Source organism: Cryobacterium arcticum, from assembly GCF_001679725.1.
Lineage (GTDB): Bacteria > Actinomycetota > Actinomycetes > Actinomycetales > Microbacteriaceae > Cryobacterium > Cryobacterium arcticum_A.
The window spans coordinates 3,418,075-3,439,590 of sequence record NZ_CP016282.1; the positions used below are offsets into that span (position 1 = coordinate 3,418,075).

The 21,516-nt window shown below is 68.3% G+C and carries 22 protein-coding genes; 11 read left to right on the forward strand and 11 right to left on the reverse strand.

Annotated elements, in window-relative coordinates; genetic code table 11:
• Positions 1-6: 6 nt before the first annotated feature.
• The 3 genes from PA27867_RS15520 to PA27867_RS20330 form a co-directional block, all read right to left on the reverse strand.
• Complete coding sequence (locus PA27867_RS15520) at positions 7-1,467, reverse strand: glycoside-pentoside-hexuronide (GPH):cation symporter (RefSeq protein ID WP_084021222.1); 1,461 nt, start codon at positions 1,465-1,467, stop codon at positions 7-9.
• A 120-nt stretch (positions 1,468-1,587) separates the two neighbouring features.
• Positions 1,588-2,973 (reverse strand): glucuronate isomerase, encoded by a 1,386-nt coding sequence (gene uxaC, locus PA27867_RS15525; protein WP_066597856.1) that lies wholly within the window; start codon positions 2,971-2,973, stop codon positions 1,588-1,590.
• Between the two features lie 50 nt (positions 2,974-3,023).
• Positions 3,024-5,435, reverse strand: coding sequence for a tagaturonate reductase (locus tag PA27867_RS20330; RefSeq protein WP_167550851.1), 2,412 nt, complete (start codon positions 5,433-5,435; stop codon positions 3,024-3,026).
• A 300-nt stretch (positions 5,436-5,735) separates the two neighbouring features.
• On the opposite strand from PA27867_RS20330, the gene PA27867_RS15535 reads away from it, so the two are divergent.
• Positions 5,736-6,521: an IclR family transcriptional regulator gene (locus PA27867_RS15535; protein ID WP_066597858.1), complete on the forward strand. Its 786-nt coding sequence runs from the start codon at positions 5,736-5,738 to the stop codon at positions 6,519-6,521.
• Between the two features lie 28 nt (positions 6,522-6,549).
• Here the strand turns inward: PA27867_RS15535 and PA27867_RS20975 are convergent, their stop codons facing one another.
• Both PA27867_RS20975 and soxR read right to left on the reverse strand, forming a co-directional pair.
• On the reverse strand, positions 6,550-7,659 hold the full coding sequence (locus tag PA27867_RS20975) for a hypothetical protein (RefSeq protein WP_167550852.1): 1,110 nt from the start codon (positions 7,657-7,659) through the stop codon (positions 6,550-6,552).
• Positions 7,660-7,728: 69 nt separating this feature from the next.
• On the reverse strand, positions 7,729-8,205 hold the full coding sequence (soxR, locus tag PA27867_RS15545; RefSeq protein WP_236900736.1) for a redox-sensitive transcriptional activator SoxR: 477 nt from the start codon (positions 8,203-8,205) through the stop codon (positions 7,729-7,731).
• A gap of 48 nt (positions 8,206-8,253) precedes the next feature.
• On the opposite strand from soxR, the gene PA27867_RS15550 reads away from it, so the two are divergent.
• Both PA27867_RS15550 and PA27867_RS15555 read left to right on the forward strand, forming a co-directional pair.
• The gene (locus PA27867_RS15550; RefSeq protein ID WP_066597861.1) at positions 8,254-8,877 is read left to right on the forward strand and encodes a superoxide dismutase; all 624 of its coding nucleotides are present in this window, start codon (positions 8,254-8,256) and stop codon (positions 8,875-8,877) included.
• A gap of 174 nt (positions 8,878-9,051) precedes the next feature.
• Complete coding sequence (locus PA27867_RS15555; protein ID WP_066600095.1) at positions 9,052-9,447, forward strand: ChaB family protein; 396 nt, start codon at positions 9,052-9,054, stop codon at positions 9,445-9,447.
• A 4-nt stretch (positions 9,448-9,451) separates the two neighbouring features.
• On the opposite strand, the gene PA27867_RS15560 is transcribed toward PA27867_RS15555, so the two are convergent.
• The 5 genes from PA27867_RS15560 to PA27867_RS15580 form a co-directional block, all read right to left on the reverse strand.
• Positions 9,452-11,173, reverse strand: a complete 1,722-nt coding sequence (locus tag PA27867_RS15560; RefSeq protein WP_066597862.1) for an HNH endonuclease signature motif containing protein — start codon at positions 11,171-11,173, stop codon at positions 9,452-9,454.
• Positions 11,174-11,268: 95 nt separating this feature from the next.
• The gene (locus PA27867_RS15565) at positions 11,269-11,796 is read right to left on the reverse strand and encodes a pyridoxine/pyridoxamine 5'-phosphate oxidase (protein ID WP_066597865.1); all 528 of its coding nucleotides are present in this window, start codon (positions 11,794-11,796) and stop codon (positions 11,269-11,271) included.
• Between the two features lie 69 nt (positions 11,797-11,865).
• Entirely contained in the window at positions 11,866-13,101 is a 1,236-nt protein-coding gene (gene nagA, locus PA27867_RS15570; protein ID WP_084021225.1) for an N-acetylglucosamine-6-phosphate deacetylase, read from the reverse strand.
• Positions 13,102-13,220: 119 nt separating this feature from the next.
• Entirely contained in the window at positions 13,221-13,733 is a 513-nt protein-coding gene (locus PA27867_RS15575; protein WP_236900737.1) for a PTS sugar transporter subunit IIA, read from the reverse strand.
• Positions 13,730-13,963, reverse strand: coding sequence for a glucose PTS transporter subunit EIIB (locus PA27867_RS15580; protein ID WP_066597867.1), 234 nt, complete (start codon positions 13,961-13,963; stop codon positions 13,730-13,732). Before PA27867_RS15580 ends, PA27867_RS15575 begins: the two co-directional genes overlap by 4 nt.
• A gap of 209 nt (positions 13,964-14,172) precedes the next feature.
• On the opposite strand from PA27867_RS15580, the gene PA27867_RS15585 reads away from it, so the two are divergent.
• The 3 genes from PA27867_RS15585 (at position 14,173) to PA27867_RS15595 (ending at position 17,218) form a co-directional block, all read left to right on the forward strand.
• Entirely contained in the window at positions 14,173-14,922 is a 750-nt protein-coding gene (locus tag PA27867_RS15585; RefSeq protein WP_066597869.1) for a GntR family transcriptional regulator, read from the forward strand.
• 180 nt (positions 14,923-15,102) lie between these two features.
• Positions 15,103-16,347, forward strand: coding sequence for a PTS transporter subunit EIIC (locus PA27867_RS15590; protein WP_066597872.1), 1,245 nt, complete (start codon positions 15,103-15,105; stop codon positions 16,345-16,347).
• Between the two features lie 85 nt (positions 16,348-16,432).
• Positions 16,433-17,218 (forward strand): glucosamine-6-phosphate deaminase, encoded by a 786-nt coding sequence (locus tag PA27867_RS15595; RefSeq protein ID WP_066597873.1) that lies wholly within the window; start codon positions 16,433-16,435, stop codon positions 17,216-17,218.
• Here the strand turns inward: PA27867_RS15595 and PA27867_RS15600 are convergent.
• Positions 17,215-17,889, reverse strand: a complete 675-nt coding sequence (locus PA27867_RS15600; RefSeq protein WP_066597874.1) for a LysE family transporter — start codon at positions 17,887-17,889, stop codon at positions 17,215-17,217. The two genes, PA27867_RS15595 and PA27867_RS15600, sit on opposite strands and share 4 nt — an antisense overlap.
• Before the next feature lie 68 nt (positions 17,890-17,957).
• On the opposite strand from PA27867_RS15600, the gene PA27867_RS15605 reads away from it, so the two are divergent.
• From PA27867_RS15605 to PA27867_RS15625, 5 genes are all read left to right on the forward strand, one after another.
• Complete coding sequence (locus tag PA27867_RS15605; protein ID WP_066597875.1) at positions 17,958-18,398, forward strand: Lrp/AsnC family transcriptional regulator; 441 nt, start codon at positions 17,958-17,960, stop codon at positions 18,396-18,398.
• Positions 18,399-18,440: 42 nt separating this feature from the next.
• Positions 18,441-19,190 (forward strand): ABC transporter permease, encoded by a 750-nt coding sequence (locus PA27867_RS15610; protein ID WP_066597878.1) that lies wholly within the window; start codon positions 18,441-18,443, stop codon positions 19,188-19,190.
• An 8-nt stretch (positions 19,191-19,198) separates the two neighbouring features.
• Positions 19,199-19,942 carry an AzlC family ABC transporter permease gene (locus tag PA27867_RS15615; RefSeq protein WP_066597880.1) on the forward strand — a complete coding sequence of 248 codons (744 nt, stop codon included), beginning with the start codon at positions 19,199-19,201 and terminating at the stop codon, positions 19,940-19,942.
• A complete protein-coding gene (locus PA27867_RS15620) occupies positions 19,939-20,250 on the forward strand; it encodes an AzlD domain-containing protein (protein ID WP_066597882.1) in 312 nt (103 codons plus the stop codon). Before PA27867_RS15615 ends, PA27867_RS15620 begins: the two co-directional genes overlap by 4 nt.
• A gap of 115 nt (positions 20,251-20,365) precedes the next feature.
• A complete protein-coding gene (locus PA27867_RS15625) occupies positions 20,366-21,409 on the forward strand; it encodes an NAD(P)-dependent alcohol dehydrogenase (protein ID WP_066597883.1) in 1,044 nt (347 codons plus the stop codon).
• The last annotated feature ends 107 nt before the right edge of the window (positions 21,410-21,516 follow it).

Below are 21,516 nucleotides of genomic sequence, written 5' to 3' on the forward strand. Positions count from 1 at the left end.
GCCCGATCAGGACTGGCCGATGATGCCCTTTTCCCAACGGCCGGCTTCGAGGTCGAGGGCGATGGACGTGTACTTGTCGTCGGACAGGTTGTAGAGGAAGTAGACGATCACGGCCGCGGCGGCGAGGGCGATGGCCGGGTAGAGGGTCATCACGGCCTTGATGCCGAAGAGGGTCTCCTCCGACTGGCTGGCTCCCTGCGCGATGTAGCCGGTGACGGCGAGCATCCCGGCGCCCACCAGGGCGGCGATGGACTGGGCGATCTTGCGGGAGAAGTTGAAGGCCGCGTAGGTCATGGTCTCCTTGCGCACCCCGGTGTGCCATTCGCCGTAGTCGATGGTGTCGGAGACGAAGGCCCAGGTGACGGCGTTCGGGATGGCCAGGGCCATGTAGCCGATGGTCACCAGGAGCATGAAGGTCCACAGGTTGGTGGGGATGATGAAGTTGAGGCCGTTGGCGATGACGCCGATGATGAACCCGCCCATGGCGGTGCGCTTCTTGCCGAACCGGCCCACCAGGCGCGGCACGAACATGATGCCGATGATGGAGGCACCGATCATGACGAGGTTGAGGATCGGCTGCAGGGCGATGTTGCCGAGGTTGTACTGGGCGAAGAAGATCATCATCATGTTGTTCACGTTCATGGCGGAGATCGTGAAGAGGGTCATCAGCACCAGGCCGAGGAGGGGACGGTTGGTGAAGATCGCCTTGGCGTAGTCCTTCATGCCGTTCTTCTCGAAGCCCACGGCGCGGTTGACGTAGACGCGTTCCTTGGTGCCGCGGTAGCAGACGTAGAAGGACGCGATGCCGATGAGGGCGAAGACCGCGGAGGCCCACATATAGTTGGTGCCGGTCATGCCCCCGAACATCATCATGATGGGGATGAAGGCGAACCCGCAGATCCACTGGGCACCGAGCGAGCCGGCCTGCCGGGTGGTGGCGAGCTGCGCGCGGTCCTTGACGTGGCGGGTCATCACCGAGGCCAGCGACCCGTACGGGTCGTTGGTGAAGGAGTAGATGAGGCCCCAGATGGCGTAGCTGCCGGCGGCGAACGCGATCTTCCAGCCCATGGTGACGTCAGGCATCGTGAAGGTGACGACGGTCATCACGCCCAGGAGGATCGAGGAGATCATCATGACGGGGCGGAATTTGCCGCGCTTGCCGAATTTGCGGCTGTCGATGTAGGCGGCGGCGATCGGGTCCATGAACGCGTCGAAGATCTTGGCGAGGGAGAAGATCAGGGCGACGACGCCGGCGGCGATGCCGCAGGTGTCGATCCAGAACTTGGTCAGGTAGGACTGGCCCAGGTCGAACATGAACCCGTTGCCGAAGTCGCCGAAGCCGTACGAGACCTTTTCCTTGGTGGAAATGCGCTCGATGACGGCGGGTGCGTCGATCGTGGAGGTGGAACCGGCCTGGCCGGCAGGGCCGGCGGGGGCGCCGACGTCAATACCATCGTGGATAGCCATGACTCACATACACTCTTTCAATTCTCGATATTCAGGCAGAACGGGCCGCATCGGTGCGGCTCGTCGTGGTGCGGGGATTGCGGGTGGTGCGGGACTGCGGGTGGTGCAGGAACGGCCGGCTTAGAGGCCGAAGTAGGTGTGTGCGTTGTTGTACGAGATGTCTTCGACCATCCGGCCGAGGAGCGCTTCGTCGTCGGGGACTTCGCCGAGTTCGACCCATTCGCCGATGAGCTCGCAGAGGATGCGGCGGAAGTATTCGTGCCGCGGGTAGGACAGGAAGCTGCGCGAGTCGGTGAGCATGCCGACGAAGTTCGACAGCAGGCTCTCGTCGGCGAAGGTCTGCAGTTGCAGGCGCATGCCGGAGCGGGTGTCGTTGTGCCACCAGGCGCTACCGAGCTGCATCTTCTGCACGGTGTCCTTCTGGTACGAGCCCATCAGGGTCACCAGCGGAAGGTAGTCGTTGGGGTTGAGCGAGTAGAGCATGGTGCGCGGGATCGAGTCTTCGGACTCCATCGAGTCGAACAGCGCGGCCAGTGGTTCGGCGACGGGTCGGTCGTTCATCCCGTCGTAGCCGGTGTCGGGGCCGAGGATGTCGAGCATGCGCCGGTTGGTGTTGCGCAAGGCGTGCAGGTGCAGCTGCATGGTCCAGTTCTTCGCCGTGTACAGGCGCATCAGCGCCTGGAGGATCGCGGTGCGGTACTGGGCGATCTGCAGGGTGCTCAGCTCGCCACCGGCGATGGCCGCGGTCACGATGGCGTCGAGTTCAGCCTGGGTGGCTTCGGCGTACACGACGGTGTCGAGGGCGTGGTCGGAGAGCCGGGCGCCCATCGAGTGGAAGAAGTCCACCCGGGCGGACAGGGCGACGACGATGTCGGCGAAGGCACCGATCTTCACGCCGGCGGAGGCGCCGAGAGCGACCAGGTAGTCGGCGTAGCCGGCGGCGTGGATGTTGATGGCCTTGTCGGGGCGGAACGCCGGGACGACGGTGAAGGCCTTCTCTGTCTTGAGCAGTTCGTGCCAGTGCAGGTCGTCGGCCGGGTCATCCGTGGTGCAGATGGCGGTGACGTTGCTGGAGCGGATGAGGCTGCGCCGGGAGAACCCGGCGGTGGCCAGCAGGGCGTTGGCGCGGTCGTAGACCTCACGAGCGGTCTCGCGGCTGAGGACCAGGTCGATGTCGAAGAAGCGGCGCAGCTCCAGGTGGGTCCACACGTAGAGCGGGTTGCCGAGGGCTTTCTCCACGGTGCCGGCCCAGGCGTAGAACTTGGCGAAGTCGTCGCCGTCGCCGGTGATGAGGTTCTCCGGCACGCCGTTGGCCCGCATCAGGCGCCACTTGTAGTGGTCGCCCTTCAGCCAGACCTCGGTGATGCTGGCGAAGTTGTCGTCTTCGTAGATCTCTTGCGGGTTCAGGTGGCAGTGGAAGTCGATGATGGGCATGTTCTTGGCGTGGTTGTGAAACAGCTTCTTCGCCATGTCGGTGCCGAGCAGGAAATCGTCGTTCAGGAGCATGAGCTGCAGTCCTTCTTCGAGGGTGGGTGGTCGAGGGTGGGTGGTGCGCGTTACGCGAGGACGGAGAGGTCGGCGAGGGTGGCGCGCACACCCCGGTCGCGGAGGCTGGCGAGCCCGGCGGATACCTGCTCGACGAGGCCGTCGAGGGCGGTGAGGTCGGTGCCCCACAGGGTGGTGTCGGCGAGGATCGTGGCGACGTAGGCATCCGGGGTCGCGGCATCCGTGGCGTAGGCGGCCTGGAAGCCGGCGATGATTTCGGCGCTGTCGACCGGGGTGACAGAGACGCTCGGGTCGCCGCTGTAGGTGAGCAGGATCGCCGACAGGGCGAGGGTGACGCGGGGCGGGAAGGTGCCGTTCTTCGCGTGGAAGTTCAGCAGGATCGGCAGCAGGCGGCTCTTGTACTTCGAGGCGCTGTTCAGGGCGATCGAGGCGAGTTCGTGGTGCATGAACGGGTTCTCGAAGCGTTCCTTGACCGACTCGGCGTAGGCGGCGAGCTCGTCGTGCGGCAGGTCGAGCACGGGGATGATCTCTTCGTACATCTCCTCGTGCACGAGGGGGCCGAAGTCGGGGTCGAGCATGACGTCGCGCACGGTTTCGACGCCGGCGAGGCGGGCGAGGGAAGCCATGGTGGTGTGCGGGGCGTTGAGCAGGAAGACCTTGCGTTCGCGGTACGGGGTCATGTCGTCGGTCACGGTGACGTTGAGTCCGGCCTTCGCCAGCGGCAGGGTTTCGGTGAGCGCCTGCGGACCCTCGAGCACCCAGAGCAGGAACGGTTCGGCCTTGACGATCAAGCGGTCCTCGAAGCCGAACTCGGCGCACAGTTCCCCGGCCCGGTCCTTCGGGTAGCCGGGAACGATCCGGTCGACGAGGCTGGAGTAGAAGGTGTTGTCCGTGTCAACCCAGGCAGCGAAGTCAGCGCCGAGTTCCCAGTGGGCGGCCGTGGCGAGCACGGTCTCCTTGAGCTTGTCGCCGTTGTGCTCGATGAGCTCGCACGGGATGAGCGTGAACCCCTTCTTGCCCAGCTCGAAGCGGCGGTAGAGCAGGGCGGTGAGCTTGCCGGGGAAGCTGGCGTGCGGGGCGTCGGTGCGGAGGTCTGCCGCGCTGTAGACGATGCCCGACTCGGTGGTGTTGGAGAAGATGAACTCGATGTCGTCGTTCTCGGCCAGGGCCAGGTAGGCCTCGTAGTCGATGTAGGGGTTGACCGTGCCGGTGACGACGGTCATGACCTCGTGGGACTGCACCTCTTCGCCGTCCTGCTTGCCCTCGAGCAGCACCGTATAGAGGTTGTCCTGTTCCTCGAGCATGGCGACGAGTCCGCCGGCGAGCGGCTGCACGATGGTCACACCACCGTTGAAGAGTCCCTGCGTGTTCATCTGCTGCAGCTGCCAGTCCACGAACGCCCGCAGGAAGTTGCCCTCACCGAACTGGATCGCCCGGGTGGGCAGGATGTCGCCGGGGTGGATGGCGCGGGTGAGTCGTTCCATGGTGTGGGGGTCCTCTGCGTTCTGGTGCGGCTGGGTGTTCGTGTTGGCGGTCGGCTCGTGGCGTGCGGGCTCGGGTTCGACGCTGAGTGTGACGCCCATCCGGTGCTGGGCGCCGGGGGCGAGAACCTGGGCCTGGTCACGCACGTTGCAGGCTTCGACGCACACGGTCTGGGTCCATTCCTCGTCGCCGAAGTCGCCCATCGCGGCGGCCTTGGTGCTGCCCGGGTTCCAGACCACGGTCTGGGCCGCATCCGTGTCGCCGACCAGGATGCTGCGGTGGTTGCCGGCGTCATCGATGGTGACGACCCGCGGCATCGGGTAGACCCGGTCGATCTCGGTGCCGGTGAAGGCCACCGGCAGGGCCGCCGAGGCGGTGACCGGCGGGGAGACGGTGCGGTCGAGGTAGGGCAGGTCCTGCAGGCCGAGCAGGGTGGTGCGGCGGGCGTCGCCCACCGCGAAATAGGTGTGGAAGGCCCTCTCCACCGAGACCGGGGCGGCACCGTCGTTGCGCACCGTGAGGGCGAGGGTGAGGGTGGCGCCGATCCGCACGGTGTAGCGCAGGGAGACCGGTTGGGCCGTGCCGGTGGAATCCGGGTGCGAGCCGGCCAGTTCGAAGGTGAGCACGGCATCCGGGCCCTCGAGGGTGGCGGCCGTGAGGGTCCACGCGGAAATGCGGGCCCAGCCGTGGTTGGGCGCGGTGGCGTCGCTGAGGTTGGGGCCGAACCAGGGGAAGCAGACGGGAATGCCGCCGCGCAGGGCCGCGGAGGGGGTGAAGGCGCCGCTGGCGCTCATCCACAGCACGGGCTTCTGCCCGGCGGGCGTCCACTCGGCGACGTGGGCGCCGTGCAGATAGACCAGCGCGGTGGCGGCGGGGAGAGATACTTCGACGGCCGGTAGGTCGCCCTGGGCCGTCACCAAGCGGATGCCCGACGGCAGGGTTACGACGCCTGTCACCGGTTCGTTCTCGGTTGCCTTCATGTTTCCTCCTCGTTGAGAATCAGCTTGTAAGCTTCTCGCTGTTCCGTCTGGCAGAACGCAAGTCCGCCACATGAACTCACCATAACCACGTTCAGAATCCGACCGCAACTTGCCAGGGCCCTCAATCCGCCTCAGACCCTAACTGGGGGCACGAATCTGACGGATCCGGATTTGTCAAGGGTCCGACGACATTGAATCCCGGGACGCGGACCGCTGAGCGGCTCGGAAATTCCACAACCGTGGTTAACTGTCCGTAAGACAGAACGCCGGATCATCGGCGACAGCGCAGAGGCAGGACACATGGGACCTTCGTCAACCAGCGAGCTCGAGAGCGCGCCCGCGGCCAAGGACAACGCCGCCCAGAAGCTGCTGCGGGTGCTCGAGGCCGTGTCGAACCCCGGCGACGCCCACCGGCTCAGCGACCTGGTCAAGGAGACCGGGCTCGCCAAGACCAGCGTGTTCCGTCTGCTGTCGGAACTGATCGACAGCGGGTACGTGGCCCGCCGGCCCGACGGAAGCTACGCGCCCGGCCGGGCGTTGCGCCTGCTCGCTCTCAAGTTGACGGCCGCGCCCGACGACTCGGACCTGATCGGCGACCGGCTGCGGCGTCTGCAGGCGGATGTGCACAGCACCATCCACTTCGCGCTGCGCACCGGCGACTACGCCACCTACGTGGAGAAGATCGAGGACACGGCCCAGCCCATCCAGATCGCCTCCCGGGTGGGCGCGCAGATTCCGCTGCACTCCACCGCCATCGGCAAGGCGATCCTGGCGCACCTGCCCGAGAGCGAGGTGCGCAGCTATGCCGCCCGCACCGGACTGCACACCCGCACCGAGTACACCATCACCGATGTGGCCGGGCTACTCGCCGACGGCCGGCTGGTGCGCAACCGCGGGTTCTCCATCGACGATCAGGAGAATGAGGAGCACATCCGCTGCATGGCCGTGCCGGTCTTCGACACGCAGCAGCACCTCATCGGCGGAATCGGCATCACGACCATCGCTCCCCTGGTTCCCCGGGAGAAGCTCGAGGCGTACGCGCCCCTGTTGATGACCGCGGCGCGCGACGTGATGACGCTGCTCTAATTCACGCCCTGCCGGCCAGCTCTGCCCGCTAGCGCAGGGTCTCGCAGGCCAGCCGGTCGTTATCGGCGTCGAGTTTGGCGATGTCACCGTAGGTCGGGTAGTAGGTGTTGAACCATTTCTGCGCCTCGTCTCGGGTGGCGAAGTCGACGCAGTCCTTGTCGCCAGGCCGCGCGGGTGCCGACACCGTCGGCGAGCTCGGGGCGGTGCTGCCGTGCACGTCCGGGGCGGGGAAGCCCGCGGCGGCCCACTCGGGGTAGCTGACTGCACGGTTCACCAGCGGTCCGGCGTAGACGACCGTGGGGTCACCGGCGGAGCGGTAGAACTGGTCACCGGGGAAGCGCTGCACCACCTGCGGGGTGGGGAACGACTCGGCCGCCCACTCGGCGTAGCTGAATTTCGCGCCCTGACCGCCGGCGATGTCGTTCATCCCGCCGATCTCGGCGGACCAGCTCAACTTCTGGAAGCCGACGTTGTCCAGCCGCTCGAAGTCCTGGAAGCCCGAGTCGGCCCACTCCGAGTAGTTCAGCTTGTGTACCACTCCGTCGTCGCCCTGCACGAAGAGTTCGGCCGAGGTGGACCACTGGTAGTAGTAGCTGCCGAGGATCCAGCCCGCATTGCGAACCGCCGGATAGTGGGCCTTCTGGTACTGCGGGAAGGTGAGTTCGTCCCACTGCCAGGTGTCGGCATCCGTCTGCCAGAAGGTGACGCCATAGACGGTGGCCGACCACGGGTACTTCACGTAGGCGGTGGGGGCCGGCTGCACGGCACCGAACTTATAGACGTCGCGGTAGCGCTCGAAGCTGATCGGGGTGGGCGTGACGCCGTCGACGAGTTCGTAGACCGTGTCGAGGTAGGCGATCTTGACGAGGGTCCAGGTCTGCTCTGCGGGGTCCGTGGGAACCGGGCTGGGCTCCGGGGTCGCGGTCTGGGTGGGGGCCTCGGTCGGCGTCTGCGTCGGCGCCTGGGTCGGCGCCGGAGTTTCGCTCGCCGCCGGCGTGGGCGTCGGCGTCTCCACCGATGAGCCGTTCAGACCGGAAGTGATCGAAGCAGTGCCAGCCAGTGCAGGCTGGGGTGCGGCGATACAACCGATGGTGACGATGGCGATGGCGGCCAGGCCGCGCATAGAAATCTTGATCACGTGTGATTCCCCCTCGAATTACCCTCAGGCTAGTGGCCGGCCGGCTCCGGCGGGGGTGAACAGCAGAAGTCAGTCCGTGTCGGTCGTGGCGGGCGGGCCGAGCACGCGGCGCGGGCCGGAGCCGTCCGTGCGCAACCGGTCATCGGAGTTCAGCACGGCACAGCGCGATTGGGACAGGCAGCCGCAGCCGATGCAGCCGGTGAGTTCGGCCTGCATCCGCTCGAGCACGGCCTGCTGACGCTTCAAATGCTCGCCCCAGGTGGTCGAGATCGTGCCCCATTCGGCACGGCTCGGCGGGCGGTCGTCGGGCAGGTCGCTGAGCATCTCGGCTACCTCGGCCAGGGGGATGCCGTAGCGCACGGAGACCTGGATCAGCGCGATGCGGCGCAGAACGTGCCGGGGGAACATCCGGGCGTTGGCGCTGGAGCGCACGGCGGGGATGAGCCCGAGCGTCTCGTAGTAGCGAATTGTGGACACCGGAACGCCCGCGCGGGCGGCCACCTGGCCGATTGGCAAGAGATCGTGGCTGGATAAGTGCTCTGACACGGACATTCTCCTTGATCTCAAGTGCACTTGAGACGATAGCGTAAACAAATGACCGCATACACGCTCCCCCAGCTGACCTACGATTACGCCGCCCTCGAGCCTGCTATCAGCGGGCGCATCATGGAACTCCACCACAGCAAGCACCACCAGGCCTACGTGACCGGTGCGAACGCCGCGCTGGACCAGCTCGCCGAAGCGCGCGAGTCGGGCAACCTCACCTTCGTCAACAAGCTGCAGAAGGACCTGGCGTTCAACCTCGGTGGCCACGTCAACCACTCCATCTTCTGGACGAACATGTCGCCGAACGGTGGCGACAAGCCCACCGGTGAGCTCGCTGCGGCGATCGACGACACCTTCGGCTCGTTCGAGAAGTTCCAGGCGCACTTCACGGCTGTCGCCATGGGCGTACAGGGCTCCGGCTGGTCGATCCTGGCCTGGGACACCCTGGGCCAGCAGCCCATCATCGTGCAGCTCTACGACCAGCAGGGCAACCTGCCCGCCGGCATCGTTCCGCTGCTCATGCTCGACGTTTGGGAGCACGCCTACTACCTCGACTACCAGAACGTTCGCGCTGACTACGTGAAGGCGTTTTGGACGGTCACCGACTGGGCCAACGTCTCCGCTCGCTTCGAGAAGGCACGCGACACGACCTCGGGCCTGATCACGCTCTAAGTCACACCGTTGAATTGAGGGGCGTCCGGCCAGTGGCCGGGCGCCCCTTTGTCATTTCGGTTCGCGGATGCCGGCGTCCCCGGCCGCACCCTCCCGTTGCGGCGTCGACGGCACCTGTCTAGCGTTGGTTTTGCTGATCAACCGCAGTTCGCGCAAGCGCAGAGAGGACCGATGATGCCCGCTTCCCAGGAGATGCCTTCCACCATCGCTCGTTCGCCCAAGCACGCCCAGGAGATCTGGACCAAGGCCCACGATGCCGCCGTCGAGAGTTACGGCGAGGGCGAGCGCGCCCACCGCACCGCGTTTGCCGCACTCAAGCGCTCCTACGAGAAGGTCGGCGACCGCTGGGAGGAGAAGGCCGAGCCCGGCCCCTCCGACGAGAAGGCGGCTAACGGTGTGGATTCCGACGCCGACACCCAGGAAGGCGTGAACGCCACCGCACCGAAGACACACCTCGTCGACATCGCGCGCAAGCTCGACATCAGCGGGCGCTCGACGATGACAAAAGACGAGCTGGTAGAGGCGATCAAGAAGGAGAACGCCAAACGCACGCGGGCCACAGCTCGGTAGAGCCTCAGAACGGCGGCGCGGTATCCGTGTCGGGTGGCGACGCTGGGGACGAAGACGATTCAGTCGTTGGCCGGTTCGGCGCGGGCGCGGTCAGCGAGGGCGGGGGCAGCGCCGGCGGGCTCAGCGCCGGCGGGTTCAGCGCGGGTAGGCTCAGCGTGATCGGGTTCAGGGCGGCGCGGACGAGGTCGTGGGCGCGGGGGTTCGTGTACGTTTTGCCGCCGGGGGTGGTCCAGGTGAGGGCGCCGTCGGGTGATTGGCGGGTGCTGAAGCTGGATTGGTGTTTGAGGCGGTGGTCGGGTCGGCACAGGCTGACGAGGTTGTCGGCGCTGGTGGTTCCGCCGGCGTTCCAGGCTTGGGTGTGGTCGATCTCGCTGTTGACGGCCTGGCGGTTGCAGCCGGGTCTTTGGCAGGTGTTGTCGCGGATTTGCACGTACCGGCGAAGGTCGGCCGGTGGGGTGTACGAGTCGCGGTCGACGGAGAGGATGGGCCCGGTGTGCGGATGGGTGAGGATGCGGGTGAAACTCGTCGCTGTGCCGGTGAGGCGCCGGGCGGTTTCGAGGTCGATGGGTCCGTAGCCGTCGAGGATGGCGGGTTGGTCGCTGTGGCCGAGGAGGGTGAGCACGGGCACGGTGATGTTCACGGTGCCGCGGATCCCTCGGCCGAGTTTCCCGTCGGCGCCGATGCCGTCCAGCAGGAGGTCGCGGTAGGTGTCGGCGCGGCGCTGGTCGCGGGTGCGGCACACGATGGCGTCCGGCTGCGGCGCCCTGAACGCGGTGCCAGGAGAGGTGTCGGTGGTCTCGCCGGTGGCACTACTGCCGCCACTGTCGCTCTCCGGCTCCGCGCTGCCCACGCGGGCAACCCCGACCGCCTCGGCGGCTTCAGTGCCAGTGCCGGTGCCGGTGTCGGTTTCCGCGTCCTCTTCATCGTTGAGGGTCTTGGCGATCTGGGTGAGGCGTTCGTAGATGGCTGCGGCTTCATCGGCCTTGAGGTAGGCGTTCAGCCAGGACATCCCGTTGATGTCGGGCCGGAGCACGACCCGGCGTTCGCGGACACCTGCGTCGACCCGGTCTTGCAGGGGGATGGGGTGGAGGGATTCCAGGAGTTCCCGGGCGACCTTGGCGAACTTGCCGGGGGTGAGCTTCTCCGCCGCCGTCAAGGTCATCTCCTCGAGCTGGGGCAGTACGTGCTCGGGCAGGTCGATGGGGAGGGCGACGGTGACGTCGAGCATCTTCACCACGTGGTTCCAGCTAATCCGCCCCGCGCTCAGTGCCCGGTGGAACCGGGGGAACTGTTCCAGGAGCCGGGTGGCTTCGAAGATCATGCTGCCGGCGGTCTGGACGTGCATCCGCAGCGCGCAGCCGACCTCAGCCGCCAATGCCCGACGGGCGAGCTCCTCGTCGTTCCACGCCGGGCCGTGTTTCTGGGTGTCGGGGTCGTTGCGGCCGGACTCGATCGGGTCACCGGCGAGGCCGGCGATGATCCAGCGGTCGTGGCCGAGCTGGTCCAGCCCGGCTAGCAGCCGGGTGCGCTCGGCGTACGCGGCGGCGATGACCTTCGCGTTCTCGATCAGCGGGTCGATGACCGCTCTGATGGCTTCGGCGACCGGGTCGGCATAGTCGTCCAGCTCGTCGGCGACGCCGGCCGTGGCGGAGTGTCCGGTGTGGCGTCCGGCATCATCCGGGGTGTCGTCCGGGGCGCTGTCTGGTGTGGCATTCGAGGTGGCCATAGGAACAGTGAAGCACCACCCACTGACACCCCGCATCCCAATGAAACAGCGGTGGAGAACCCGACAGAGCCCCTAGCTGTGGAGGAGCGGCGAAGCTACTGGTCGGGCAGATCGTATCGGTGGCGGATGTGGTGGCGGTCCGGGCTTGCCTGCCAGAACTCCACCTCGGTGGGGCGGAGAGCGTACAGCTGCCAGGCCGGATTCGGTGACGGGTCGGCGGCCGGGCGTTCGGCCCAGTCCCGGGCGGAGGCCTCAGCGGAGAGCTCGACAACCGAGCCGACCACGCGCACCTGTCGGCCCAGTTCCGACCAGTAGAAGTTCATGGCCGCTCGCGGGTTCTCGGCCAGTTCCCGACCCTTGCGTGACGTGCGCGCGGTGGCGAACTGCCAGCCCTCGGCATCCAGATTCTTGAGGATCAGCATGCGCGACGACGGTAGGCCGGCGTCGCCGACCGTGGCCAGGCTGAAGGCGTGTGGCTGGCGCACACCTGCGGCGAGCGCCTCGTCCAACCAGGTCAGGAAGAGTTCGATGGAATCGGCCGGAGCAGAAGCCGGGTCGAAGCGCGGCAGGTCATCGGGAAAGTCGGGCAGGGCACGCAGCCGAGTTCTCAGGTTTTCGCTCACGGTTCGAGCCTAGCCATCCGCCCGCGGCGTGTGAGCAAAGCACCAAAATCGGCCGATTTGGGGACTAGGTCATAGCTCCCGGGCGGGGCGAGACGGGGACGGGACCCAGGTTCCGTGGTGCAGGGTGGCGGTCACGTGCAGGGCCGCGTCGAGGAGCACCAGGTCGGCGCGGAGGCCGGGGTGGATGCGGCCCCGGTCGGTGAGCGAGAGCAGATCGGCGGGGTTCTGGGTGGCCGCACGCACGGCGAACGCCAGCGGCACACCGGCCGTGAGCACCGCGAAGCGCACGGCCTTGCTCAGGGTGAGCACGCTGCCGGCGATGGTGCCGTCGGCCAGCCGGGCCTCGCCGTTCGCGACCGTGACATCCAGGTCGCCGAGCTTGTAATCGCCTTCGTCGGCGCAGGCCGCGGCCATGGCGTCCGTCACGAAAACCGGCTTGGCGCGGCTCTCGATGATCAGGCGCACCACGGCCGGATGCAGGTGCACACCGTCGGCGATCAGCTCGGCGAACACCGACGGATCCTCCAGCACCGCCAGTGCGGCCCCCGGCTCGCGGTGGTGCAGCGGACGCATGGCATTGAAGACGTGGGTGCCCACGGTAACGCCCGCCTCGATGGCGGCGCGGGAAGTCTCGTAGTCCGCATCGGTGTGCCCGATGGCGGCGACCGAGCCGTACCCCACGATCCGGGCTACCGCGGCGAGGCCGCCGTCGAGCTCCGGAGCGATGGTGACCATGCGCACGGCCCCCGCGCCGGCCCGCATCAGCCTGTCGACGCTCTGCGGGGTGGGCGGCAACAACAGCCGCTCGGCGTGGGCCCCGCGGTGCGCCGGGCTGAGCCAGGGCCCCTCCAGGTGGATGCCGGCCAGCAGGCCGTCGCGCACCAGCTCGGCGAGCGCCGTCACCAGGGTCTCCATCTCGTCGATGGGCGCCGTCACCAGACTGGCCATCATGGTGGTGGTGCCGTGCTCGCGGTGCGTCGCCACGATGCGGTGCGCCGCGGCCCGGGTATCCGGGTCGTTGAAGCTCACCCCGCCGCCGCCGTGGCTGTGCGCGTCCACGAAGCCGGGCGCCAGGATGCCGTGCGGCGCCGTCACATCCGCCGGCCTGGGTGGCGTGCCGCCGCCGCTGCCCACGATGAGGCCGGCGCGTACCTCGACCCAGCCCGGGGAGAACTCCCGGTCGGGCAGGATCACCGTGCCCGCCGCGATCAGCAGCGGGGTGTCGGTTTCCGGCCCGGCGTCACCCGGCAGCGACGGGGCGGCCGCGGCCCGGGCGGGCGGCGGGCCGGAGGTGAGCGGTGTCATGTCGGGTCTCCAGGGAATGGGCGGCGGGCGGTGCGGGTATCCGACGGGGATCGGGCGGGACCGAACTGCGGTCGGACGGGGCGTGCGGCGAGCCGCGCGGGAGTCTGGCGGGCGTCAGCTCAGAGGTTCACGGTGAGGAAGGCATCCCCGGCCGTGAGCGCGAGTCCGGCCACGACGGCGTCGGACAGGGCGATTTCGGCTCGGGTGCGGTCCAGAACGATCACGGGAGCGATCGGGTCGCGGCCCGACGCCACGACGGCGGGTACGTCGTAACTGACGATCACGTCGCCGGCCGCCACGGTGTCGCCCTGCGCCACGTGCAGGGTGAATCCAGCACCGGCCAGTTCCACGGTGTCGATGCCGAGGTGCACGAGCACCCCGACCCCCTGCGGGGAGACGATGACGTAGGCGTGCGGGAAGACCTTGAGCACCGTGCCGCCGATCGGCGCGATGGCGTCAACAACCTCGCGGGGCGGATCGATGGCCGCTCCCGGGCCCACGATCTCCTGCGCGAAAGTAGGGTCTGGCACCGTCTCGAGGGCCACAGCGCGGCCGGGGATCGGCGCCAGCACGACCAGCGGCGCGAGCGTCTGTTCGGTCACGAGCTCAACCGTCGGCTCGACCGCGGTCACCTGAGGTCCTCGATGTCGTCGGCCAGGTTGTCCGCCTCTGGGCCCACGACGACCTGCACGATGGTTCCGTTGCGGAAGACACCGTGGGCACCAGCGGCCTTGAGCGCCGCCTCGTCCACCAGGCCGGCATCCGTCACCTCGGTACGCAGCCGGGTGATGCAGGCCTCGATATCCACGATATTTCCGGAGCCACCGAGGCCCGCCAGGATCTGCTCTGCCTTGCTCGTCATCATCTTCTCCTCGGGTACTGCGTGGCACCGGGGTGCCGGGAACGGTCGGGAAGGAGCACCTCGTTCATCGAGATGCCCGTGCGAACCGGCTCTTGACAACGAACCGCCGCACCTTCATTATCGAAGTAATTGGACCGTACCAGTACGGACCAAAAAGCGAAAGTGGTCTGGTCACAGAACAGGCCAACCGTCAGAAAGAAAGGTTCGCCGTGGCGACACAGCTCGACGAAGGACCGGTACTCGCCGGCGGCGCGGTGCCCAAACACACGCAACTGCGCTCGATCCTGCTCGATCGGGTAGAGACCACGCTGGCCCCGCACGCCGCCATTCCCCCGGAGCGCAAGCTCATGACCAAGTACGGTGTGAGCCGGTCGACGGTGCGCGAAGCCATCCGGCAGCTGGTGGAGGAAGGCGTGCTGTATCGCATCCAGGGCAAGGGCACCTTCGTCGCCGGCGAACGTGTGCAGAGCGATCTGCACCTCGCCTCGTTCACCGAAGACATGCGGCGGCGCGGCCTGGTGCCGGCGACCGTCGTGATGACGGCGGCGCTCATCGACGCCCCGCTGGAGGTGCGGGCCGCCCTCGGGCTCAAGTCCGGCGCCCAGGTCTACCAGGTGGAGCGGCTCCGCCTGGCCGGCGGCATCCCGATGGCCTTCGAACGCGGCTACTACCCTGTGGCCCTGGTGCCCGGGCTGGGCGAGCAGGACCTGACCCGGTCGCTCTACGCGACCTTCGCGACCGAATACGGGCTCCGCATCGACCACGCCGAACAGACCGCCTGGGCCGAGACCGCGGATGCGCCGCTCGCCGACTCGCTCGGCACCCCGCCGGGCACGCCCCTGCTGGTTTTCCGACGCACCTCCTCGGCCGGGTCGACCCCGCTCGAATACATCACCTCCTGGTACCGCGGTGACCGGTACCAGATCCACATGACTCTCGACCTGCACCACGAGTTGTAACCCCACAGACCTTTCCCCGCCCCGCTCAGGAGCGCCCGTCCACGCCGCACCCCGGCGCTATTCGGCGCGCCGTCGCGAGGCTATCCGCAGCACCGTTCAGAGCACCATCCGCACCGACGCACCACGCACGGCAGTCCCCGCCACACCCCATGCACACGCGCCAACCATCAGGAGGAATCTATGTCCAGCACCACCGTAGATGCCGGGACGGGACGCAAGATCCCCGGCCTCGCCCAGCTCCAACGCATCGGTCGCAGCCTCATGCTGCCCATTGCGGCACTTCCCGCCGCCGGTCTGCTCCTGCGCCTCGGCCAGCCCGACCTACTCGGCGCGATCCCCGGCTTCGAGACCGGGGCGGCCGTGATCGCCTCGGCCGGTGGCGCCCTGTTCGACAACCTGCCCCTGCTGTTCGCCCTCGGCGTCGCGATCGGCTTCGCCAAGAAGGCCGACGGCTCGACGGCGCTGGCGGCCGTGGTGGGCTATCTCGTCTTCAGCAATGTGGGCAAGGCCATGTCGCCGGCCGTGATGGGCCTGCCCGCAGAGGGTGCCGACCAGGTCCTCGTCAACTACAACGTGCTCGGCGGTGTGCTCATGGGCGTCGTCTCGGCGGTGCTCTGGCAGAAATACCACCGCATCAAACTGCCCAGCTACCTGGCCTTCTTCGGCGGCCGCCGATTCGTGCCGATCATCACCGCCGTGGTGGCCCTCGTGCTCGGGGTGCTGCTCAGCTTCGTCTACCCGGCGTTCAGCAGCGGGCTCACCGGCTTCGGCGAGTTCGTGAGCTCGAACGACATCTGGGGCGGTTTCCTCTACGGCACGGCCAACCGGCTGCTGATCCCGGTCGGGCTGCACCACATCCTCAACTCGATGATGTGGTTCGTGATCGGCGACTACAACGGCGCCACCGGCGACCTGCACCGGTTCTTCGCCGGCGACCCCACCGCGGGCTCGTTCATGACCGGGTTCTTCCCCATCATGATGTTCGCCCTCCCGGCCGGCGCCCTGGCCATCTGGCAGGAAGCCAAGCCCTCGCAGAAGAAGATCGTGGGCGGCATCATGCTCACCGGCGCCCTCACGGCGATGCTCACCGGCGTCACCGAGCCGCTCGAGTTCTCCTTCATGTTCGTGGCGTTCCCGCTCTACGCCATCCACGCCGTGCTCACCGGGTCGTCCCTCGCCCTGGTCAACGCGTTGGGCATCCGGGACGGCTTCAGCTTCAGCGCCGGCGCCTTCGACTACATCCTCAACTTCGGACTGGCGGAGAAGCCGTTGCTGCTGATCCCCATCGGGCTGGCGTACGCGGCGATCTATTACTTCCTCTTCCGGTTCGTCATCCGCCGCTGGAACCTGCGCACCCCCGGTCGCGGCGACGACGAGATCGCGGAGGCCGGCGCGCCGGACTCCGCCTCGGCGACGACCGTCTAACCTCACCCGGCTGCGGGCCGGGCGCCCTCCAGCGCCCGGCCCGCGGCCACCCTCACCGAACACCGATCCGCACCAGGAGCATCCAGTGGCCGAAGTAGTCATCCTCGAGAACGAAACCGCGGCGGGAATCCTCGCCGCCGCCGCGATCCGCGACCTCATCGATCGACAGCCGGATGCCGTCCTCGGACTGGCCACCGGATCCACCCCGCTCTCCGTCTACAGTGCGCTGGCGGAGTCCCTGCGCCGGGACCCCCTGGACGTCTCCCGGGTACGCGGCTTCGCGCTCGACGAATACGTGGGACTGCCGGAGGGCCACCCGGAAAGCTACCGTGCCGTCATCACCCGCGACGTGGTCGAACCCCTCGGCCTCACCCCCGCCAACATCCAGGTTCCCAACGGCAACCCCGCCACCCTCGCCACGGCGGGCGTCGCCTACGAGAACGCCATCCTCGCGGCGGGCGGCATCGACCTGCAGATCCTCGGCATCGGACGCAGCGGCCACGTGGGGTTCAACGAACCCGGCTCGTCGTTCGCGTCGATCACCCGGGTCAAGACGCTCACCGAGAAGACCCGCATCGACAACGCCCGCTTCTTCGCCTCGCCCGACGACGTGCCGATCCACTGCATGACACAGGGGCTCGGCACCATCCGGCGGGCCCGGCACCTCATCCTGCTCGCGTTCGGCGCCGAGAAAGCGGATGCCATCGCCGCATCCGTGGAGGGCCCGGTCACCTCGAGCAAACCCGGGTCGGTGATCCAGCTGCACCCGCACGTCACCGTGCTCGTCGACGAGGCGGCGGCCTCCCGACTGGAGAACATCGACTACTACCGGTACGCCTGGGCGAACAAGTACGCCGGGCAAGGCATCTAGGCGGTCGCCGGGGCGGCCAGGGCGGCCAGCGCCGCCCCGGCACCCAGCAGGATCACCAGGAGATACCCGGCGCGACCGACGAGGACCTGACCGCGCGGCGTGATCCGGCCACCCCAGAACGCCCCGGCCGCCACCAGCCCCAACTGCCAAGCGAGCGAGGCGATGGCCACCCCGGCCACGAACGCCGTGGCAGCTGCCGCGCCGCCGGCCGCAGCCACAGTGGGCCGCAGGGCCGTGGTCAGCGCCGCGAAGTAGAGCAGGGTGGCCGGGTTGACCGCGGTGAGGCCGAGCATCAGCAGGAAGAGCCGGGCGGGTGCGGGCCGCCGCACACTGCCGCGGCCCGGCTGATGCTCCGGCTGATCCTGACTGACGGTCGGGCGGCGCCGCTCCCGCAGCAGACCGGCCACACCGAGCGCCACCAGTACCGCGCCGGCCAGCAGCCCGGCCGCTCCGCCCCACTCCCCCAGCACCGGCGCCACGACCGCCCCGGCGCCCAGCGCGACGATGCAATACACGCTGTCCACGAGCGCCACCGCAGCAGCGCCGGCCGCGCCCACCACGAACCCACCGGCCACCCCCTGACGCACGAGCAACAGCCCGATGGCGCCGAGCGGAACGGCCACCCCCAACCCGGCGAGCGCCCCCGCACCGAACAACTCCAGAATCTCCATGGGCCGATCCTGCACCGGCTCCCACGCGGTGACCTAGATTTTTGCGGCGGCGCGGCTACACTCGCGGCATGGACAGTCTCGACAGCGAAATCATCGGCATTCTGCGCGAAGATGGCCGCATTTCGTTCAGTGCACTGGGCGCCGCGGTGGGGCTCAGCACGAACGCCGCGGCGGCCCGGGTGCGCAAACTCGAGGCCAACGGTGTGATCGTGGGATACCGGGCGATCCTGGCCGATGACACCCCGCTGGGCGCGCTCGGCCTGGAGGCGTTCATTGACGTGCGGCTGCGCGCCGACGCCGACTCCGAGGCGTTCCTGCACGCCGCCCTGGGCGAGCCCGAGGTGCGCGACGCAGTGCACGTGACCGGCCCCTACGACTACCTGCTGCACGTGTGGGTCGCCGACACCACACACCTGAACGGCCTGCTGCACCGGCTCAAGAAGAAGGCCGGCGCGGGCCAGACCCAGACCCGGCTGGCCCTGCGCCCGCCGGCCACCGCGAGGGAGTGACCCGCGGCCGCTGACACCGCCGCCGCTCGGTACGCTGGCAGGATGACCGGATTCAGCACCTTTGCCCCGACCCTGGTGGGTGTCGCGGCGTTGGTGCTCTTGACCATTTCGGTGTTGTGGGGAACTCGCACCCCGCATCCCTTCGCGCCCTCCCTGGCGATCCTCCGCGGGGCGGTGCAGCTGATGCTCATCAGCGTGGTCCTCAGCGGGGTGATCACCAGTCCGCTGTGGGTGACCGTGGCGCTGCTGGTGATGTTCAGCGTGGCCGCCGTCACCGCCGCCCGTCGTCTCGGCGGGCGCCGCGCCCACCTCGGGCTCGTCGCCTCGGCGATGGGCGCGGGCATCCTCACGACCCTGCTCATCGTGTTCGTCAGCGGCGCCATCGAATTCTCGCCGCGGTACGCCCTCGCGATCGGCGGCATCGTCATCGGCAACGCCATGTCGATCGCGACACTCGCCGGCCGCCGCCTCACCGAGAGCGTCAACGATCACTGGGATGAGGTGGAAGGCTGGATGGCTCTGGGCGCGACCCCGCGGCAGTCCACCCTCGACCTGGCGCGCAACGCGGTCTACTCGGCGCTCATCCCGTCCACCGACCAGACGAAGACCACCGGACTCGTCACCCTTCCCGGCGCTTTCGTCGGGGCCATCTTCGGCGGCGTCTCACCGCTGGAGGCCGGTCGGTTCCAGCTCGTCGTTCTGGCGTCGATCATGGCCGCCGGCTCGATCACCGCCGTCGTGGTGGTGCGGATGCTCGCGCCCGTGCGGTTGCGCCCGGCAGCGCTCCGCTGAGACCGGCCATGTCCCTCTCCTTCCGCCAGTCCCCCGGCACCCGGGTGGGTGTATCGATCGCCGTGGCGACCGGGCTGTACGGCATCTCCTTCGGCGCGCTGTCGGTCGCGTCGGGCCTCGACGTCTGGCAGACCGCCGCGCTGAGCCTGCTGCTGTTCACCGGCGGCTCGCAGTTCGCGTTCATCGGGGTCATCGCCGGCGGCGGCACCCCGGTGGCCGCGGCGAGCGCGGCCGCGCTGCTGGGCATCCGCAATGCCGTGTACGGGATGCAGATGAACGTTCTGCTGCATCCGCGGGGCTGGCGCCGGTTCGCCGCCGCGCACGTGACCATCGACGAGTCCCTCGCCACCAGCACCGGGCAAACCGACCCGCTCGAGCAGAAGCGCGGCTTCTGGGTCGCCGGCGTCGGGGTCTTCGTGCTCTGGAACCTGTTCACCCTGGTCGGGGCGCTCGCCGGCGACGCGCTGGGCGACCCCAAACAGTGGGGCCTCGACGGGGCCGCGGTCGCCGCCTTTCTCGGCCTGCTCTGGCCCCGGTTGCGGTCACGCGATGCCGGCGCCATCGCCGTGGTCTGCGCACTGGCCACCCTGCTCGCCGTGCCGTTCGTGCCGCCGGGCATCCCGATCCTCGTGGCCGCCGTCGTGGCCGGACTCATCGGCTGGTTCGGCTACCGGGACGCCCCGCCCGGCGAGGGTCTGGAGCCCGACGTCGACCCGTACCCGCACAATGACGGACGGGGCGTTCCGTCATGACGCTCTGGTTCTGGATCGTGGTGGCCTGCGTCGCCGGGTTCCTCACTAAGCTGCTCGGCTATCTGGTGCCCCGCAACTGGCTGACCAACCCGCGCGTCGCCCGGGTGGCCGGCACCCTGACGATCGGGCTGCTGGCCTCACTCACCGTGGCCAATGCCGTGGCGTCGGGTCAGGCGCTGGTGTTGGATTCCCGGCTGGGCGCTCTGGCTGCCGCGGCCGTGGCGCTCTGGCTCAAGGCGCCGTTCCTGGTGGTCGTGATCGTGGGTGCCGCCGCCGCGGCCGGGCTGCGGCTGCTCGGGATGCCGTAGCCGCCCGCTGCTCGGCCGTGGGGTGCCACGACAGGGCACCCCTCGCTGCGCCGGCGGGCTTCCTGGTGAGCGATGCTAGATATCCCGCATTCGATTTAGAGATTTCTGGAGACCCATGCTCACCGTCACCGCCTATGCGGCGCCGTCTGCGACCGCGCCCCTCGTCAAGACCACCATCGAGCGACGGGAGCTCGGCCCGGCCGACGTTCTCATCGACGTCAAGTACTCCGGCATCTGCCACTCCGACATCCACACGGTCCGCGGCGAATGGGGCCCCATCCAGTACCCGCAGGTCGTCGGCCACGAGATCGTGGGCATCGTCTCCGCCGTGGGTTCCGACGTGAGCCTGCACCAGGTCGGCGACCGGGTGGGTGTGGGCTGCATGGTGAACTCCTGCCGCGAGTGCGAGAACTGCCTGGCCGGTGAGGAGCAGTACTGCCTCCGCGGCAACACCGGCACCTACGCCAGCGTTGACCGCGACGGCACCATCACCCAGGGCGGCTACGCCACACACATCGTCGTGGTCGAAGACTTCGTGCTCAAGGTTCCCGAGAGCATTCCGTTCGAGGCCGCGGCACCGCTGCTCTGCGCGGGCATCACCACCTACTCGCCCCTGGCGCACTGGAAGGCCGGCCCAGGCCGCAAGGTCGCCGTGGTGGGCATGGGCGGCCTCGGCCACATGGCCGTGAAGATCGCCCACGCCATGGGCGCCGAAGTCACCGTGCTCTCGCAGAGCCTGAGCAAGCAGGAGGACGGCCTGCGCCTGGGCGCCGACCACTACTACGCCACGAGCGACCCGGCCACCTTCGAGACCCTCGCGAACACATTCGACCTCATCATCAACTCGGTGAGCGCCTCCATCGACATCAACGCCTACCTGTCGCTGCTGCGCCTGGACGGCACCCTGGTGAGCGTCGGCGCCCCGCCCGAGCCGCTCCCGGTGCAGGTGTTCAGCCTGTTCGGCAACCGTCGTTCCTTCGCCGGATCCGGAATCGGCAGCATCCACGAGACCCAGGAAATGCTCGACTTCTGCGCCGAGCACGGCATCGCGCCCGAGACCGAGCTCGTGGCGGCCGACTACATCAACGAGGCGTACGAGCGAGTGCTGGCGTCGGATGTGCGCTACCGCTTCGTGATCGACGTCGCGACCATGGCCTGACCCGGCCGGATAACCGCAGAAGGCGCCGTCCCAGGCCGATTAGTCGACCGGGGCCGGCGCCTTCTCCTGTTCGTTGACGGCGATTGTTGAGCGCGTGGCCTGCCAAA